Genomic DNA, 17,120 nt, shown 5'->3' on the forward strand with positions numbered 1-17,120 from the left:
ATAACTAAAAGACGGGCAGGGCGCGCCGCTTTAACCAGTAAAGCTTTGCGGTGCGTATACGCGTAAACGAGGGGCACCAATTAAGTGAATTAATACAATTAGCGGGTGTATTTGGTGCATTGCACACAAAGTCATTCAACCGACTAATCAAAAATCACGAAATAACGGTGTGTTTGCAGAAGATAAATGATGCCAGCTGTGCCAGATGTGCCAGGTGACGCAGCGTGGCACACCTGGGCGACGTAGGTTGAGGTCACTCGCCGCGCTGATTGCCCTTGAAGAACTCGGACTGGAACATGCACATGCGCAACGCATTGTGATAGCGGCCATTACCGAAAAACTCCTCGATCAGCTCGGCCTCGTGCCGGAAACCGCACTTTTCATAGATGTGGATGGCAGCGGTATTCGACTTGTCGACGATCAGGTAGACCTTGCGCAGGTTCAGGACCGAAAACGCGTAGTTGATCGCGAGCTGCGTGGCGACGGTGGCGTAGCCGCGGCCTTGCGCATCCGGTGCGATGATGATCTGGAACTCGCCGCGCCGGTGGATATAGTCCAGCTCGATCAACTCGACGACGCCCACGGTCTGGCCGGCATTGTCGATCGCCACAAAGCGGCGCTCGCGCAGATCGTGCACGTGCTGGTCGTACAACTGGGTCAGTTCGGAGAACGTTTCATACGGCTCTTCGAACCAGTAACGCATGATCTTTGCGTTGTTGTTCACTTCGTGGACGAAGCGCAGATCGGTGCGCTCGAGCGGACGCAGGGTCAGTTCGCTGCTGCGTTCGCTGTTGTGTTCGATATTCATTGGATTCCCCCAAAAATTATTGGTTTGAGTGCGCAAGCTCAGTGTGAGAGCCGGGGCTCGCGTTTCCTATTAGTCCGGGCTCAGCGCGAGGAGTTCTTGCAATACCTGACGCCGGCGCAGGGCGTTCTTGCAAAGCGTTAGGGGCCGCGCGGGTTCGGCAAGGGTGGGGCGTCGCGTTGTCGCAGGCCGCTTATCGCAAATTTGTGAGGGGCTCGGCACTGTGTGGGCACATGCGGTGCTCTACAATGAATTCATGCTCTTGCGATGGAGGCTACCGTGATCGAGCACTTGATACTAGGCGCCTTTCTGGTCATCCCGCTTCTTATCGTCGCGTTTCTTTTCTCTGACGAATTGTGGCAAGAACATCGGCATCTGCATGAGATGGATTCCTTGCCCGCGAAACCCCGTCGTATCGACTGGCGACATCCACTGCGCCGCTCGCGGCATCGGGTTTGAGTAGGCGTGGGTCAATCGCGTGGATCGTCGCGCTGCAAACGTTGCTGCGAGGCGAGGGCAGTTCGCGAATTGGATCTGCAAAAAAACCCGCAAATAAAAAAGCCTGCCGTTTCGGGCAGGCTAAAAAGAGATCCACACTCAATGCCTTGCGGGTACAAGGCAGACGCCAGTCTAGCCGTACAGCGCGTACGGCTGGTTTCACCGGCCTTTACACATATTACGGGGCGTGACTAGTGGCGCCACGCCCGGTATCCGCAGTGTCCGCAGTGTCAGTAAGCGCGCCAATGATCGCGAATGCGCTTGGCCAGCGCTTCGAGCGTGGCCGCATCGGCGACTTCGCGCGCATGCATGCGCAGCGGCTGTCCTTCCCAGCGCGGGATCACGTGAAAATGCACGTGCGGCACCGTTTGTCCCGCCGCAGCGCCGTTGAACTGTCCGATGAACACACCGTCGGGGCGCAAGGCCGCGCGAACGGCGATGGCGAGCTTCTGCGCCATGCGCATGCAGGCCACCGTGGATTCGTCCGACAAATCGAAAATCTCAACCGCCGCTTCCTTCGGCACGACCAGCATGTGACCGTCGGCTTGCGGCATCAGGTCCATGAAGGCCAGCGCGGCGTCGCTTTCCGCCACTTTGATGCAGGGTAGTTCGCCGCGCAGAATCTTCGCGAAGGGATTGCTGTCGTCGTAGTTCATCACGCGTCCTCTAGGTTGCCGTACGGTGCAAGGTGGAGATGCTGTCGGCGATATTGTCCACTACCTCTGTTACAACGCACAGTTACAACGCGCGCGCTGCGCGTTTGATCGCTTGCGGCGGCTTCGTAACGCCTGATATTCGCCTAGCGCCAATCGGTTGAAATGTCGTCGGGATCGACCAGCGTCAGTCCCGACGACGGCAGCGGCAGAGCCGTTTTGTAACGCACCTGCTTGAGCGCAAAGCTCGAACGGATGTTGGAGATGCCTGGAATTTTCGTCAGATGATCGACGATGAAGCGCTCCAGCGTCTGCATATCCGGCATCACCACGCGCAGCAAATAGTCGGCGTCGCCCGTCATCAGATAGCACTCCATCACTTCGGGGCGCTCCGAAATCGCCTGCTCGAAGCGAGTCAGCGCATCTTCCACCTGCTTTTCCAGACTCACCTGAATGAACACGTTGATGCGCAACCCGAGCGGCTCCGGATTCAGCAGCGTGACCTGCTGCTTGAACAGGCCGAGCTTTTCGAGCGCGCGCACGCGGTTGAAACAGGGCGTGGGCGACAGATTCACCGCGCGGGCCAGATCCGCATTGGTGATGCGCGCGTTCTGCTGCAACTGGCTCAGGATGCCGATGTCGATGCGGTCGAGTCGTCTGGGTGGCGTGGCCATAGATGAAATATTCCGTGACAGGGGCGAAATTCGGAATAAATAGCCTATCGCAGCGCGGGATCGCAAGCAAATGAGAGCCTCATTTTGCGAGCACGTGGTTACCATTGACTCACTCGATCTTGAACCGAACGCGTCGATGCGGGAGTAGTGCCATGACGGATTTGTCCAGCGGTAGTGAGCAGTTGCGCTCTGTGAACGCGCAGCGTGGCGAAAGCGCGGAGCAGGCGGACACCGACCCGCAGGAAACCGCAGAATGGCTGGAGGCGCTCGATGCGGTAGTCGCGCATGTCGGCCGTGATCGCGCGCAGTTTCTGTTCGACAAGCTCGCGGGGCATGCGCTGTCGCTGGGTGTGGAATCGGCGCGGACCAACGTCACGCCATATCAGAACACGATCCCGGTCGAGCAACAGCCGCGCTATCCAGGCAATCTCGAACTCGAAGAACGCCTGGCCGGCGCGCTCCGCTGGAATGCGCTGGCGATGGTGGTGCGCGCGAACCAGGCGTACGGCGAACTCGGCGGCCATATCGCGAGCTATGCGTCGGCGGCGGATCTGTTCGAAGTCGGCTTCAATCACTTCTTTCGCGCCGCGGCGCCGGGCGGAGAGGAGGGCACGGGCGACCTCGTGTACTTCCAGCCGCATTCGTCGCCAGGTGTGTACGCGCGGGCTTACCTCGAAGGCTTTCTCTCGGAACAGCATCTGCAGCACTACCGTCGTGAGATCGGCGGGCCGGGGCTGTGCTCGTATCCGCATCCGTGGTTGATGCCGGACTTCTGGCAATTCCCCACCGGCTCGATGGGCATCGGCCCGATCAACGCGATTTATCAAGCACGCTTCATGCGCTATCTCGCCAACCGCGGCCTCGCGCAGACCGATGGCCGCAAGGTGTGGGGTTTCTTCGGCGACGGCGAGATGGACGAGCCGGAGTCGACCGGTGCGCTGTCTTTGGCTGCGCGCGAGGGACTCGATAACCTCGTGTTCGTGATCAATTGCAACCTGCAGCGGCTGGACGGGCCGGTTCGCAGCAATGGCCGCATCATCGACGAACTCGAAGCGCATTTCATCGGGGCCGGCTGGAACGTGATCAAGGTGGTGTGGGGCTCGGATTGGGACGCGCTGTTCTCACGCGACCGCACCGGCGCGTTGCTGCGCGCGTTCGCACACACGGTCGACGGCCAGTTCCAGACCTTCTCGGCCAACGACGGCGCGTACAACCGCGAGCGTTTCTTCGGCCAGAACCCGGAGCTTGCCTCGCTCGCCGCGCAGTTGAGCGACGACGACATCGACCGTCTGCGCCGTGGCGGTCACGACGTGCGCAAGCTGCATGCAGCGTATGCGAAGGCGCTCGCGCATCGCGGCCAGCCGACGGTGATTCTTGCGAAGACGATGAAGGGCTTCGGCATGGGCACCTCCGGCCAGGGCCGCATGACCACACATCAGCAAAAGAAACTCGGCTTCGACGACCTCAAGGCGTTTCGCGACCGCTTCCGCCTGCCGCTCACGGATGAGGACGTCGAACAGGTGAAGATTTACAAGCCAGCGGACGACAGCCCGGAGATGCAATACCTGCATGCTCGCCGGGCTGCCTTGGGAGGCTATCTGCCCAGAAGGCGGAGAGTGGCATCGACGGGGCTGATCGTCCCGCCGATGTCCTCCTGGGGGCAATTCGCGCTGGACTCGAATGGCCGCGAAATGTCCACGACGATGGCGCTCGTGCGCATGCTGACCGCGCTGCTCAAGGACAGTGAAGTGGGGCCGCGTGTCGTGCCGATCGTTGCCGATGAAGCGCGCACCTTCGGCATGGCGAACATGTTCCGTCAGGTCGGCATCTATTCGCCGCTCGGGCAGTTGTATGAGCCGGAAGACCTCGGCTCGATGCTGTATTACCGCGAGGACACCAAAGGGCAGATTCTCGAAGAGGGGATTTCGGAAGCAGGCGCGGTGTCGTCGTGGATTGCGGCAGCGACCTCGTACAGCGTGCATAACCTGCCGATGCTGCCGTTCTACATCTACTACTCGATGTTCGGCTTCCAGCGGATCGGCGATTTGATCTGGGCGGCTGCGGATCAGCGCGCGAGAGGTTTTCTGATCGGCGCGACGTCGGGCAAGACGACGCTCGGCGGAGAAGGGCTGCAGCATCAGGACGGCACGAGTCATCTGGCCGCATCGACGATTCCGAACTGCCGCGCGTACGATCCTGCGTTCGCCTATGAGGTTGCCGCGATCGTCGACGAGGGCATGCGCGAGATGGTTGACGAACAGCGCGACGTGTTCTATTACGTCACGGTGATGAACGAGAACTACGCGCAGCCTTCGGTGCCGGGTGGAGAATTGAAGACGCTGCGTGAGGGCATTCTTAAGGGTATCTATCCGCTTGGCGGGGAAGCGCAGGCGGCACCTTCAGCAGTTTCAGCGCAGGTGCAGTTGCTCGGCGCGGGCGCGATCCTCGGTGAAGTCATCGCCGCGCAGCAATTGCTCAAGGACGACTGGCAAATCGAGGCCGCGGTGTGGAGCGTGACCAGCTTCACCGAGTTGCAGCGTGACGGGATGACGTCGGAGAGAAAGGAACGTCTTGGCGAGGCGACAGATGCACCGTACGTCACGAAAGCGCTCGCAGCATCGCGCGGCCCGATCATCGCCGCGACCGACTACGTCCGCGCGGTGCCCGAATTGATCCGCGCCTACGTGCCGCGCCGCTATGTGACGCTCGGCACTGACGGCTTCGGTCGCAGCGACACGCGCCAGGCGCTGCGCGAGTTCTTCGAAGTGGACCGCAAAGCGATTGTGATCGCGGCATTGAAGGCGCTGGTGGACGAGGGTGCTATCGATGCAAACGTGCTCGCCCAAGCGCGTAGCAAGTATCGCGGCGATGCACCCGTAGGCGCAGCTTCGTGGCAATGCTGATCAGCCGCTCACCGCCACCTGATTCTTCCCATCCCGCTTCGCCCGATACAGTCCGACATCGGCGGCTTCGATCAGCGTCGTCACCGGTTCGGTTGCGGACGGCACGATCATCGCCGCGCCGATGCTGATCGTCACGACACCGCTCGCCGAACCTGCATGCGGAATGGCGAGCCCTTCGATTGCAATGCGGATCTTTTCAGCGAGCAAGCGCAGTCCACCCGACGACGCGCCCGGCAATACCACCGCAAACTCTTCACCGCCGAACCGTGCCGCGAGATCGGGCGAGCGTCCTAGGCACGACTCGATGGTGTGCGCGACGCGTTTCAGCACTTCGTCGCCGGCGACGTGTCCATAGGTGTCGTTGTAGGCCTTGAAGTTATCCACATCGATCATTAGAAAGCCGAGGCCGGTCTTATCACGTGTGCCGCGACGCCATTCGGCGGCCAGGTACTGATCGAGGTAACGGCGATTCGATAAACCCGTCAAACCGTCCGAATGCGTGAGCCGCTGCAGTTCCAGATTGGTCGCGAGCAACTGCTGTTGCGACTGGCGCAGGGCCTGATAGGCCTCGTCGCGCTGCAGCAGGTTCAGATACGAGCGCGAGTGATAGCGAATCCGCGCGATCAGCTCGATGCGATCCGGCAGCTTCACGAGGTAGTCGTTGGCGCCCGCAGCGAAGGCCGCGCTCTTCACCAGCGGCTCTTCCTTGGTCGACAGCACGATGATCGGAATATCGCGCGTTGCTGGATTCTGCCGGTATTGCCGCACGAGGGTGAGGCCATCGGTCCCCGGCATGACGAGGTCTTGCAGGATCACCGTCGCGCGGGTTTCCTCCGCGCAGCGCACCGCCTCTTCAGGCGACGCGCAATAGTGAAAGTCGACGCTCCCTTCGCCGCCCAGCGCCTGGCGGATCGCCTCGGCGATGATCGCCTGATCGTCGACCAGCAGCACCATGATCGGGCACTCGGCCGCGGGCGGATTGCCGAGGATGCGCGCCAACGCGTCGTCGATGGCGCTGTTGGGCGCGTCCTCCGCGTACGCCTGCGCGTTCGCGTCGTGTTCTGCGAGGTCCGGCGCGGCGGCGTCCTGAAGCGGTTTGGAAGTGTCCATGTTGGTCAACCAGAATGAATGTCAATGAATCGTAGCGGGCTAAAGTGCGGCTACTTGGCGCCAACGGCGGCGGCGAGCGCAGCGGCAATACGGGGCAGAGGCAGGATCGCGGCGGCGGCGTCGAGCGCCGCGGCCGCCTTCGGCATGCCGTACACGGCGCAGGTCGCCTCGTCCTGCGCAATCGTGTGGTAGCCCTTGGTGCGCATCGCCTTGAGTCCGATCGCGCCGTCGCGGCCCATGCCGGTCAGCAGCACGCCAATCGCGCGCGCCGGCCAGCGTGCCACAACGCTGTGAAAAAACACGTCGACGGAAGGCCGGTAGGGCGTTTCGGCTGGCACGTTCGTATAGCCGAGCACGTTAGGCAATTTCAGGTGCAGATGATCGTCGGTGGCGGCGAGCAGGACGACGCCTGCTTCCGGCCGGTCGCCTTCGCTGGCGATCCGCACCGGCAGCGCCGACTGCTGGTTCAGCCAGTCGGCCATGCCGGCGGCGAATGCCGCGTCGACATGCTGGACGACGACGATCGCCGCCGGGAAATCCTTCGGCAAGCCGGCGAGCAGCGTGGCAAGTGCCGACGGGCCGCCCGCCGAAGCGCCGATCGCAACCAGCGGCGTGTCGCGATTCGTCGCGCTTCTGGGCTCCGCCGCTGCCGCGGCACCAGGCGCGTTGCGCTCCGCCACCAGCGCGGCGATGCTGTCGATCTTCGCGATCAGGGTGGCGATGCTCTTGTGCGCGTCCGCGCCGCTCAGGGAGGGCGTATCCACTGCATCGAGCGCGCCCGCGCCCATCGCTTCGTAGACGCGCCACGCGTTCGCGCCCACGTCGACGGTCACGATCAGGATCGCGCACGGCGCCTGCGCCATGATGCGGCGCGTGGCTTCAATGCCGTCGACGTTCGGCATCACGAGGTCCATCAGCACGATGTCGGGCCGCTGCGCGGTGCAGAAATCAACCGCTTGCTGGCCGTCCTGCGCGACCCACAGCACCTCGTAGTCGTGGCGCACCGCAAGCGCGCGGCGCAGTGCTTCGACGGCGAGGGGCAGGTCATTGACGATTCCGATTTTCATCCGTTTTACCCGTGGGTTTAACCGTAAGCTTCGCCGATCAGATCGCGCACTGCGTCGAGCAATGCTTCGTCATGGAAACTGCCTTTTGCCAGATAGTAATCCGCGCCCGCGTTCAGGCCGGCGCGGCGGTCTTCTTCACGATCCTTGTACGAGACGATCATCACCGGCAGCGTCTGCAGTTGCGGATCGCGTTTGATGAGCGTGACGAGTTCGATGCCGTCCATGCGCGGCATGTCGATGTCGGTAATCACGAGGTCGAAGCGCTCGCCGCGCACCGCGTTCCAGCCGTCCATGCCGTCGACGGCGATCGTCACGTCGTAGCCGCGCGTAGCCAGCAGCTTGCGTTCGAGTTCGCGCACGGTGAGCGAATCGTCGACCACCAGCACGCGCCGCGTGACGCGCCGGGCGGCGAGGGCCGTGCCGTGCTGCGTGTGTTTCAGATCGCCGCCCGCAACAAGCCTTTCGACCGAGCGCAGCCAGTCGTCGACATCCGCGATCAACACCGGGTCGCCGTTTTCCATCAAGGCGCCCGCGGTGATGTTCCTGATCTTGCCGAGGCGCGGGTCGAGCGGCTGCACCACCAGCATCCGCTCGCCGAGAAAACGACCGACCACCACGCCGTAGGTTTCTTCGCCGTCGCCGATCACGATCATGCTGACGGTGTCGGCTTCGTTGGCGGGCGGCGCGGTGTCGAGAATCTGATGCGCGGTGACGACGCCGATGCGGCGGCCGTCGAAGGCGATGTGCTGATGGCCTTCGAGCAATTCGATCTCCGCGCGGCTCACGTGCAGCGTGCGGTTCACATGCGCGAGCGGCACGGCGTACGGCTCGCCCGCGACTTCGACGAGCAGGCTGCGGATCACCGAGAGCGTGAGCGGCAACTGCAACTGCACGCGCGTGCCGAGGCCGGGTTCGTGCGTGATGCGCACCGTGCCACGCACGCGCTTGACGACGTCGTACACGGCGTCGAGTCCGACGCCGCGGCCCGAGACCTCGGTGACCTGATCGCGCAGCGAGAAGCCGGGCAGGAACAGGAATTCGAGCAGTTCGGTCTCGGACAGGCGCGCGGCCGTTTCAGCGCTCGCCAGTTTTTTGCGGACAATCGAGGCGCGCAATGCGTCGACGTCGATGCCCGCGCCGTCGTCGGTGACGGTGATGAGCAGCGCGCCGGCGGTGTGGCGCGCGTCGAGCGTGAGCGTGCCTTCTTCGGGCTTGCCGTGCGCGAGACGCACCGCCGGCGTTTCGATGCCGTGGTCGATCGCATTGCGCAGCATGTGGCCGAGCGGCGCTTCGAGAAGATCGAGGATGTCGCGGTCCACCTGAGTCGATTCGCCGACCAGTTGCCAGCGCACCTTCTTGCCAAGCGAACGCGCGACGTCGCGCACCATGCGCGCGAGACCGCTGGTGCCGTCGCCGAAGGGGCGCATCCGGCATTGCAGCGCGGCGTCGTAGAGCTGCTGCGACAGATGCGTCGAGCGGCGGTCGAAGCTCTCCAGATCGGCCAGACGCTCGGCGAGCAGATGCTGCGACTCCGCTGTGAGGCGGCGCAATTCTTCGAGCGCGGCGTGCGCGCGCGGGTCGAGCTTCAGGTCGGCGAGCGTTTCGTGCAACTGATCCAGCGCACGCGAGCCGTCGCGTTGGACGCGCTTGACGCGCAGCATCGATTGCGCGAAGGGTTTGAGCCAGCGCGATTCGACCAGCGATTCGCCGGATAAGGAGAGCAGCCGGTCGAGGTTGTCGGCGCGTACGCGCAGCATGCGGCCGGGGTCTGTGGCTGGGAGGCTTGCTTCGTTCGAGGTGGATGCGGTTGCGGCGGTGGATGCAGGGGCGCTTGCAGAGTCGGACTCGGTCGCGGCAGCGGACGCTGAGGCACTTGCAGGAGCAGACGGGGTTGAAGAGGCGGACGCTGAGGCGCTTGCAGGAGCAGACTCGGCCGCGGAGGCACTTGCGGCCGTGCTGACTGATGCGGTTGATGCAGGCGTCGCTTCGGCGCGCAGGGCATTGGCTAGCAAATTGAATGCGGCGTCAGCGTCGTGATCAGCGCTGGTCGATGCGGTTTGCGGTTCGATGGCTACGCTGGATGCAGACGCAGACGTATATCCGGCGATGCGAGCAGGACTCGCAGCAGGCGCAGAGGCAGCCGGCGGCACAGCATCTCGCCGCATCGCCGCGCCATGCGGCACAACACCCGCCATACGTGCTTGCAACGACGCCACACACACGCTAACCGCATCACGCGCCGACTCGTCCTCGTCATTGCCGATGCGCGCAACGATATCGACACCACGCAGCAACTCATCAATCCAGGCGGCATCGAGCAACGCGCGCCCTTCCTGCGCCGCGACGAAACAATCTTCCATCGCGTGCGCGAGTTCGACACCAACCTGCACGCCAACGATACGCGCCGCGCCCTTCAGCGAATGAGCCGCGCGCATGCAGGCTTCGAGCGCGGTGGCATCGCGCGGCGTACGGTCGAGGGCGAGCAGGCCGTCGTTGAGCACGCGTGCCTGGGTCCGCGCTTCTTCGCGGAAGAGATCGATCAGCGACGGGCGGCGCGGGTCGTCCGTCATCCGAGACTCCGGTTCAAAGTGTCGAACAATGCATCGGCATCAAGCAGCCCGACCGTCATGCCGCGCCACGGGGCCACGGCACGCGTATGCGCAGCGGCGGCTTGCGAGAGCGTTGCGGGCGGTGGACAAAAGTTAGACACCGCGATCCGATGCACGCCGTCGACCTGATCGACCGGCAACACCGCGTGCTCTTCGGCGCGTGAGACCACCAGCAAACGTGGCAGATCGTGACGCGCTTTGTCGTCGCCCGCGGTGGTGTCGGCCTCGAAACCCAGCAGAAGCGCGAGCGACAGGCACACCAGCAAGTCGCCCTGTACATTCACCACGCCCAGCACCGCGCGATGCTGCCGGTGCGGCAACGTATGAATCGGCCGCGTCTGCACGATGCGCTTGAAGATCGGCGTGGGCAGCGCGAGCCATTCGCCGCCGATGCGGAAAATGAGGAACGACTCACTCGCACCTTGCGGATCGTGTCGTTGCTGTAGCGCCGGCGTGCCGGCGTCATGCAGCGAGAGATCCACGAGCGGAATCGGCCGCTCCAGCAACTTGGCCGCGGCCGCTTCGAACACGGGGCAATTCAGACAGCGCACATATTCGACCAGCCGCTCGCACGACGAATCGCCGCGCACGCCGATGCGGTTCCAGCAATCGTCGAAGGTGACCGTGCGGTCGTCAACCACGTTGCGCTCCCTGTGCGCGCGACGCGCGTTGCATCAACAGACGCGCGCCGTTGCGATCGCCTTCGAGTTCGAGCAGCGTCGCCAGATGCGCGAGCGCTTCGGCGTGCTGCGGGTCGAGATAGAGCGCCTTGCGATACTGGCCGCGCGCGAGGTTCGTATCGCCGCTGGCATCGGCCAGCACACCGAGCAGGTAGAACGCCTCGGCGTGAGGTGCGTGCTGTTCCAGATAGACGTTGATCGCGTTCGCGGCTTCCGTCAGACGGCCCGCGTCGGCCAGCGCGTGCGCGGCTTGCAGTGTGTCGCGGGCTGCGTTGGTCGGCGAGGTGATCTGCGGCTGCGTTGGATCGTGCGATTGCGACGTGGCCTTCAACGGGTTGACCATGCGTTCCGACATGCCGTTAGGCGGCGTGTGTTGCAGCATATCGTTCAGTTTCGCGTGCTGCGGCGTACCGTTGAAAAACGTACGCGGCGAGCCAGTGCTGAACGGTGTGCGCGCAACCGAATCGGGCCACGCGAAAGGCTCTGCAGAGAACACTTGCAGAGGCGCGAGCGTGGGCACTGGCGAATGCGTCATCGCGAGTGCCGCAGCGGTGGCGAGCGGCGCGGTGTGCCAGCCGTTGAGCTGCACTTCAGCGGGCGCAGGGCGGTGGAACGCGAACGCCAATGGAATCTTCGCCGACTGCATGCCATGACGCATCAACAGCCCGGTTTCCGCAGGACCGACGAACAGCGTGCCGTTTTCGGCCAGCACGTCGTTGAGCGCATGCAAGGCCGTTTGTTGTGCGTCGCGGTTGAAATAAATCAGAACGTTGCGGCAGAACACGAAGTCGTAGACGCCGAGCGCCGTTGCATCGAGTTGCATCAGGTTGGCGTGCGAGAACCGGACCGTGTCGACGATGCGCGGCGCGAGACGCCAGCCGTCTTCGGTGCGCGTGAAGTGGGCGTCGCGAAACGGGAACGCATTGCCGCGAAACGAGTTGCGGCTGTACACGGCGCGCTGCGCGACGGCCAGCGAGCGCTCGCTGATATCCATTGCGTCGATGCGCATGTGCGCGGTGTCGATGCCGGCATCGAGCAGCGTCATCGCGATCGTGTACGGCTCTTCGCCGGTCGAGCAGGGCAGGCTCAGAATCCGCAGTGGCAGCGCGGTGCCGCGCTCGTCAAGGCGTTCGTGCGCGAGGCGCGCGAGCGCTTTGAACGCGTCGGCGTCGCGGTAAAACCAGGTCTCCGGCACCACTACCGTTTCCACCAGCGCCTGCACCATGGCGGGCGACGCTTGCGCGGCTTCCCAGTAGTCGGCAAGGGTGGCGTCGGCGTGACCGTCCGCGCACCAGGCGGCGGCGCGCTGATCAACCGCGCGTTCGATCGCGCTATGACCGAGCGACGCCGCATCGAGCCCGATGGTTCGATGCAACAGATCGGTGAAGCGTCGATAGAGCGGCGCGTTGTCGTGGTGCGCGTTCATGCGTGCACCTCGGGAAACAGCAGGGCTTTGACATCGTCGGGCAGCAGATGCTCGACGCGAATCCATTGCACCAGACCGCCTGCTTCGCTCGCGACCGGGCCCAAATAGCGCGCGTGCGGCATGTCGATGCCCGCATCATGAAACGCGTCGGCGGCGAGGCGGATGGTGCGTGTTGCGCCTTCGAGCAGCAGCGCGAGCAAGCGTACCGTGCCCGCATGCGGATAGCGCACGAGCACGACGCGCGTCGACATCAACTGCGCAGCGGGCCGGCCGAGCGCGAGCGCCGGCAGATCGATCACCGGCAGCGGCGCGCCTTCGTGATCGAGCACACCCGCGACCCACGACGGCGCGCCGGGGATCGTCTTCGGCGGCGACTGCGGCGTGAGCGGCATCAGACGCTCCACCTGCGTCGCGTCGATCACGTAGCGTTCGCTATCGAGCGTGAAGAGGATGAAGAGCATCGGTATGGGCTTTGGCTGGGATCGGGTGGCGTGGGGGTGGTTTGCTTCAGCGTGCGTGCCTGAACGAGCCCGCCGCGGCGCGTCAGGCCACCACCTTAAAGCGCGATACGCCGGTGCGCAGACTATTGGCGACGTGGGTCAGATCGTCGATGGCCTGGGTCGACTGGCGCAGCGATTCCGCCGTCTGCTGCGCGGCCTCCGAGAGCTGCGTCAGTGCCTGGGTAATCTGCTCGGCGCCGGTGGCTTGCGTCTGCATGCCTTCGTTGACCATCGAGAAGCGCGGCGCGAGCGCCTGCACCTGCTGGATGATCTGCGTGAGATGGCCGCCCACGTTCTGCACGTCGAGCATGCCGCGCCGTACTTCTTCGGAGAACTTATCCATGCCCATCACGCCCGCAGCGACCGCCGACTGGATCTCCTTGACCATCTGTTCGATGTCGTAGGTCGCCACGGCGGTTTGGTCCGCGAGGCGGCGAATCTCGGTTGCCACGACCGCGAAGCCGCGGCCGTATTCGCCGGCTTTTTCCGCTTCGATCGCCGCGTTCAGCGAGAGCAGGTTGGTCTGATCCGCGACCTTGGTGATGGTGGCGACGACCTGGTTGATGTTGCTGGCTTTCTCGTTGAGGATCGCGAGCTTCGCGTTGACCGACCCGGCCGCTTCCATCACGAGGCGCATGGTCTCTTCCATGCGGGCGAGACCGGCGTGGCCGGTGCCCGCGAGTGCCGCCGACTGGCCGGCCACTTCGGAGACTTCGTTCATGGTGCGCAGCAGATCGCGCGAGGTCGCGAAGATTTCGCGCGATGTGGCGCCGATTTCGGTGGTCGTCGCCGCGGTTTCGTTCGCGGTGGCTTGCTGTTCGCGCGACGTTGCGGCGATTTCCGTCACCGACGTGGTGACCTGGACTGCCGACTTCTGCGCCTGGCCGACCAGCGCGGTGAGCTCGTCGGTCATGCGGTTAAAGCCGGCTTCGAGCGCACCGATTTCATCCGCGCGGTTCAGTTGCAGACGTTGCGTGAGGTCGCCCGTGCGCATTACGTCGACGACTTGCAGCACCTTCGCCATCGGCGTGGTGACTGCGCGCAGCAGCCAGTAACCCGCCAGTACGGCGGCGACGACGGTGATCAGCAGTGTCGCGAGCAGCACGATACGGGTCGTCTCGACCGAGCTGCGGATGCTTTCGGCGGATTGGTCGGCGTAAGTCTTGTTGTTGTCGACCAGCTTGCGCAACGAGAGGCGGCCCGTTTCCCAGATCGGCGTGAGCTGCGCGTTGGAGATACGGACGGCGCCCTCTTTCGAACCCGGCAGGACGTTCAACAGCGATGCCTGGATTGGCAGGTACTGTGCGTGTTGTTGGCGAAAATCGTTGAAGAGCTCACGATCGTCCTCGCGGAAGATGGTCCCGCCGTAGTCGTTAAGGAGCTTCTGGAGCGTCTGCTGGGTCTCTTGCAAACGGGCGGTGTCGCGCTTGACGGAATCCGGGTCCTCATCGACATAGATGAGACGCTGCGTGACGGTGTAGTTCTCGAACCAGGCCGAGCGCATTGCGGTCGCGTAGTAGAGGCCGGGCATCGAGTCCTGCTGCTGGCTCTTCGCGTCGCGGTCGATGCCGCCGAGTTGCTCGAAAGTGACGATTGCCATTGCCAGCATCACGATCAGCACGATCCCGAAGCTGCACAGAATCCGTTGCCGGATGGTCCATTGTTTCACGCGCACGCCCCTTAACTTTTTGGCTTGGTCTCGACGTCCGATGTCGACTTGTTGGTCTCGGGGTCGAAGGATCGGAAAGCTTTGCGGGTCGTCGGATTTGTCCGACGGGTCATGCGGCGAATTTTACATTGATCGTGGGAATGGATGGCGGTCGGCGTGGCACCTGTTCACACCTTGGCGTTACGCCCGTAATGCCCGGTTACCAACTGCAGCATCTATTTCCGCGCGTGCCCTACACAATCTGTTCCATGCCTGAACGGCGGGAGCGAAACATGAAAAAGATTGCGGTGGCGTTGTTGGTGGTTGGGAGCCTGAGCGTGGCGGGTCAGGCGTCGGCTCATGGCGATGGCGGCGACGTGGTCGGTGCGCTGATCGGCGGCGCTTTGCTGGGCGCGGTGGTGACGTCCGTGTTGAATCCGGCGCCGGTGGTCGCTTACCAGCAGCCGGTCTATGCGCAGCCGGTGTATCAGCAGGCGCCCGTGTATGCGGGGCCGCCGCCGGGATACTGCTATGACCAGTACCAGCGTGCGTATGTCGCGTGCGGTGCGCCGCCGCCCGCCCAATATGATGGGTACCCGCAGCAGCCTCAACCGGGCTGGTAAATGAAATGCGCGGGCGCGCGCAGTCTCGATGTTCGCGCGCACCAGAGAAAAAGGCCGTCGCACGCTGCGACGGCCTTGTCTTGTTGGGTGTCTCTACTCAGTGCTTGTGATGCAGCCACTCCGCATAGTGCGTGTCGAGCCAGCGCTCGAGGCGCTCCGGCTTCGTCTTTTCGCGATAGTGGGACGCGGCCCAGATAGCTACGCCGACGACCAGCATCACCAAAGGTCCCAACAAATAAGCCATCAACGATTCAGACATGGGAGCCTCCGTCCCGGCTTGCATCCATGCTTCAGTTTAGACGATGAACGGCGGGAAAAAAGGACGTCGTGATGGGTTGGGTGCCAGCGCGGCGGGATTGACGTGAATGGGCTGATGGGGCGCGATGCAGGGCGATTGAGAACCTAGTGAACAAGATATTTTTCTTTGTTCAGACGGGTGCTTGCGGATGATGTTTATTTAACTGTGTACCATCAAGCGTGTCGTTGGCAAAGGGTCAGGTGAGCCGCGGCAACCGGTCTGACACCTGCCGCGTTTGCCATACCTGCCGCACTTAGCCGATCATGCCTTTTCGGCCGCTCTCGATCTGGGCGTCGACGAAATCCGCCCACAGTTGCAAGGTTCGACGCTGTTCTGCGGCATGCTGCTCAGCGTGGTCGTCTCCGTCCGGGGCGTCTTTGATGGTATGCGCCAGCGCATTTTCAATCGCGTCCGAAGGTTGCCCCATTTCGCGCAAATGGGTCGCGGCGGTGCGTCGAAAGTCATGTAGGACGAAATGCTCGACGTCGAGCCCGAGCGATTTGACGGCCTGATTGAGCGTGCTCTTTGCGATCGGCCGGTCGTCGCCCCTGACGCTCGGAAATACGAAAGTCCGGCTGGTCTTCGTGTCCCGAAGCTCGCGAAGCAGGGCGACCGCCTGATGCGAGAGATACACCACATGCTCGCGGCCCTTGTTCATCCGCGCGGCGGGGATCGTCCATCGCGCTGCGCTGAGGTTGAATTCGGACCAGGCCGCCTCGACGATGTCCGATTTCCGCACCATCGTCAGCACAAGCAGGTGCAAAGCCAATTTCAGCGGACGTCGAATGTTCGATGCATAGATCGCGCGGAGCATGGCGCCCATTTCGTCTGGAGCGAGCACGCGAGTGCGGCTGTCCGGCGTCGCGATGAAGCGTGCCGGGATGAGCTCAGCCGGATTGGCCGTGGCGAGTTGCCGGGCGATCAGGTACTCATAGAGCCGCTTGACCGCGTTGCGCGTGTGCAGCGCCATCTTGGGCGAGCCACGGCTTTTGATCTGATCGCAAATCGCGCGGATATCGTCGTCCGTCACGGCTTTGATCGGCTTGGCGCCAATGGCGGGGAGAACATCTTTTTCGAGCGCGCGCCGAGTGGTGCGCTGATACTCCGCCGACTTGCCGGCCATCTCCGTCGTGAGATAGAGCTCCGCGCCCTCGCGCAGCACCTCGATCTTGCTCTCCGCACCGCGGTCGCGGCGCGCCGTCGCCACCGGCGAGACGCCGCTCGCGACCATCTCCGCGTACTTCTGCGCCTTGGCGCGCGCGACCCGCAGCGAAATCATCCGGTAGTCGCCGATCGTGACGAGCGGCTGGCGCTTGCCGTTCAGCGAATAGCGGAAGCGCCACACCTTGGTGCCCGTCGTCATGATTTCGATCACGAGGCCGTTGCCGTCCGCGACGCAATATCGGGTGGCGCGCGGTTCAAGCGCGCGGATCTGCGCTTCGGTGAGGGGGGCGGCTAGTTTGGGCATGGCGGATTGTTTGATACACGGACAGCGGCGATTTTAAACCGGCTGTCTTCTGTGTACCAAAGAAATATGAAGATTTAGGTCGACAGATGGCGTTCGGTGGGCGTTCAGAAGACCGCGTAAAAAGTTCACGCCGGGCATGCCAGATAAGCCTTTCACGC

15 protein-coding genes are annotated in these 17,120 nt (G+C 63.4%); 3 read left to right on the plus strand and 12 right to left on the minus strand.

Annotated features, from left to right (window positions below):
• Window positions 1–253 precede the first annotated feature (253 nt).
• Complete coding sequence (gene speG / locus GNZ13_RS07945; RefSeq protein ID WP_172162098.1) at window positions 254–808, minus strand: spermidine N1-acetyltransferase; 555 nt, start codon at window positions 806–808, stop codon at window positions 254–256.
• 276 nt (window positions 809–1,084) lie between these two features.
• On the opposite strand from speG, the gene GNZ13_RS07950 reads away from it, so the two are divergent.
• Window positions 1,085–1,264 (plus strand): hypothetical protein, encoded by a 180-nt coding sequence (locus GNZ13_RS07950; protein ID WP_172162100.1) that lies wholly within the window; start codon window positions 1,085–1,087, stop codon window positions 1,262–1,264.
• A gap of 269 nt (window positions 1,265–1,533) precedes the next feature.
• On the opposite strand, the gene GNZ13_RS07955 is transcribed toward GNZ13_RS07950, so the two are convergent.
• A complete protein-coding gene (locus GNZ13_RS07955) occupies window positions 1,534–1,959 on the minus strand; it encodes an HIT family protein (protein ID WP_172162102.1) in 426 nt (141 codons plus the stop codon).
• A 143-nt stretch (window positions 1,960–2,102) separates the two neighbouring features.
• A complete protein-coding gene (locus tag GNZ13_RS07960) occupies window positions 2,103–2,630 on the minus strand; it encodes an Lrp/AsnC family transcriptional regulator (protein WP_172162103.1) in 528 nt (175 codons plus the stop codon).
• 152 nt (window positions 2,631–2,782) lie between these two features.
• Between GNZ13_RS07960 and mdeB the strand changes: the two genes are divergently transcribed.
• Window positions 2,783–5,533, plus strand: coding sequence for an alpha-ketoglutarate dehydrogenase (mdeB, locus tag GNZ13_RS07965; RefSeq protein ID WP_172162104.1), 2,751 nt, complete (start codon window positions 2,783–2,785; stop codon window positions 5,531–5,533).
• Here the strand turns inward: mdeB and GNZ13_RS07970 are convergent, their stop codons facing one another.
• The 7 genes from GNZ13_RS07970 to GNZ13_RS08000 all read right to left on the minus strand — a co-directional run bounded on the left by GNZ13_RS07970 (window position 5,534) and on the right by GNZ13_RS08000 (window position 14,594).
• Window positions 5,534–6,643, minus strand: coding sequence for a diguanylate cyclase (locus GNZ13_RS07970; RefSeq protein ID WP_172162105.1), 1,110 nt, complete (start codon window positions 6,641–6,643; stop codon window positions 5,534–5,536).
• A 50-nt stretch (window positions 6,644–6,693) separates the two neighbouring features.
• A complete protein-coding gene (gene cheB / locus GNZ13_RS07975; protein WP_172162106.1) occupies window positions 6,694–7,710 on the minus strand; it encodes a chemotaxis response regulator protein-glutamate methylesterase in 1,017 nt (338 codons plus the stop codon).
• A 17-nt stretch (window positions 7,711–7,727) separates the two neighbouring features.
• Entirely contained in the window at window positions 7,728–10,280 is a 2,553-nt protein-coding gene (locus GNZ13_RS07980; protein ID WP_172162107.1) for a hybrid sensor histidine kinase/response regulator, read from the minus strand.
• Entirely contained in the window at window positions 10,277–10,960 is a 684-nt protein-coding gene (locus GNZ13_RS07985) for a chemotaxis protein CheW (protein ID WP_172162108.1), read from the minus strand. Before GNZ13_RS07985 ends, GNZ13_RS07980 begins: the two co-directional genes overlap by 4 nt.
• Complete coding sequence (locus tag GNZ13_RS07990) at window positions 10,953–12,425, minus strand: CheR family methyltransferase (protein WP_172162109.1); 1,473 nt, start codon at window positions 12,423–12,425, stop codon at window positions 10,953–10,955. The genes GNZ13_RS07985 and GNZ13_RS07990 overlap by 8 nt, the downstream gene beginning before the upstream one ends.
• On the minus strand, window positions 12,422–12,886 hold the full coding sequence (locus GNZ13_RS07995; protein WP_172162110.1) for a chemotaxis protein CheW: 465 nt from the start codon (window positions 12,884–12,886) through the stop codon (window positions 12,422–12,424). Before GNZ13_RS07995 ends, GNZ13_RS07990 begins: the two co-directional genes overlap by 4 nt.
• An 82-nt stretch (window positions 12,887–12,968) precedes the next feature.
• The gene (locus tag GNZ13_RS08000) at window positions 12,969–14,594 is read right to left on the minus strand and encodes a methyl-accepting chemotaxis protein (RefSeq protein ID WP_172162112.1); all 1,626 of its coding nucleotides are present in this window, start codon (window positions 14,592–14,594) and stop codon (window positions 12,969–12,971) included.
• 272 nt (window positions 14,595–14,866) lie between these two features.
• Here GNZ13_RS08000 and GNZ13_RS08005 point away from each other — a divergent pair, with 272 nt between their 5' ends.
• A complete protein-coding gene (locus tag GNZ13_RS08005) occupies window positions 14,867–15,196 on the plus strand; it encodes an ecotin precursor (protein WP_172162114.1) in 330 nt (109 codons plus the stop codon).
• A 97-nt stretch (window positions 15,197–15,293) separates the two neighbouring features.
• On the opposite strand, the gene GNZ13_RS08010 is transcribed toward GNZ13_RS08005, so the two are convergent.
• Both GNZ13_RS08010 and GNZ13_RS08015 read right to left on the minus strand, forming a co-directional pair.
• Window positions 15,294–15,455 carry a hypothetical protein gene (locus GNZ13_RS08010; protein WP_172162116.1) on the minus strand — a complete coding sequence of 54 codons (162 nt, stop codon included), beginning with the start codon at window positions 15,453–15,455 and terminating at the stop codon, window positions 15,294–15,296.
• Window positions 15,456–15,747: 292 nt separating this feature from the next.
• Complete coding sequence (locus GNZ13_RS08015) at window positions 15,748–16,962, minus strand: tyrosine-type recombinase/integrase (protein WP_172162118.1); 1,215 nt, start codon at window positions 16,960–16,962, stop codon at window positions 15,748–15,750.
• Window positions 16,963–17,120: the final 158 nt, after the last annotated feature.

It is taken from the genome of Paraburkholderia elongata (assembly GCF_013177735.1).
GTDB classification, from domain to species: domain Bacteria; phylum Pseudomonadota; class Gammaproteobacteria; order Burkholderiales; family Burkholderiaceae; genus Paraburkholderia; species Paraburkholderia elongata.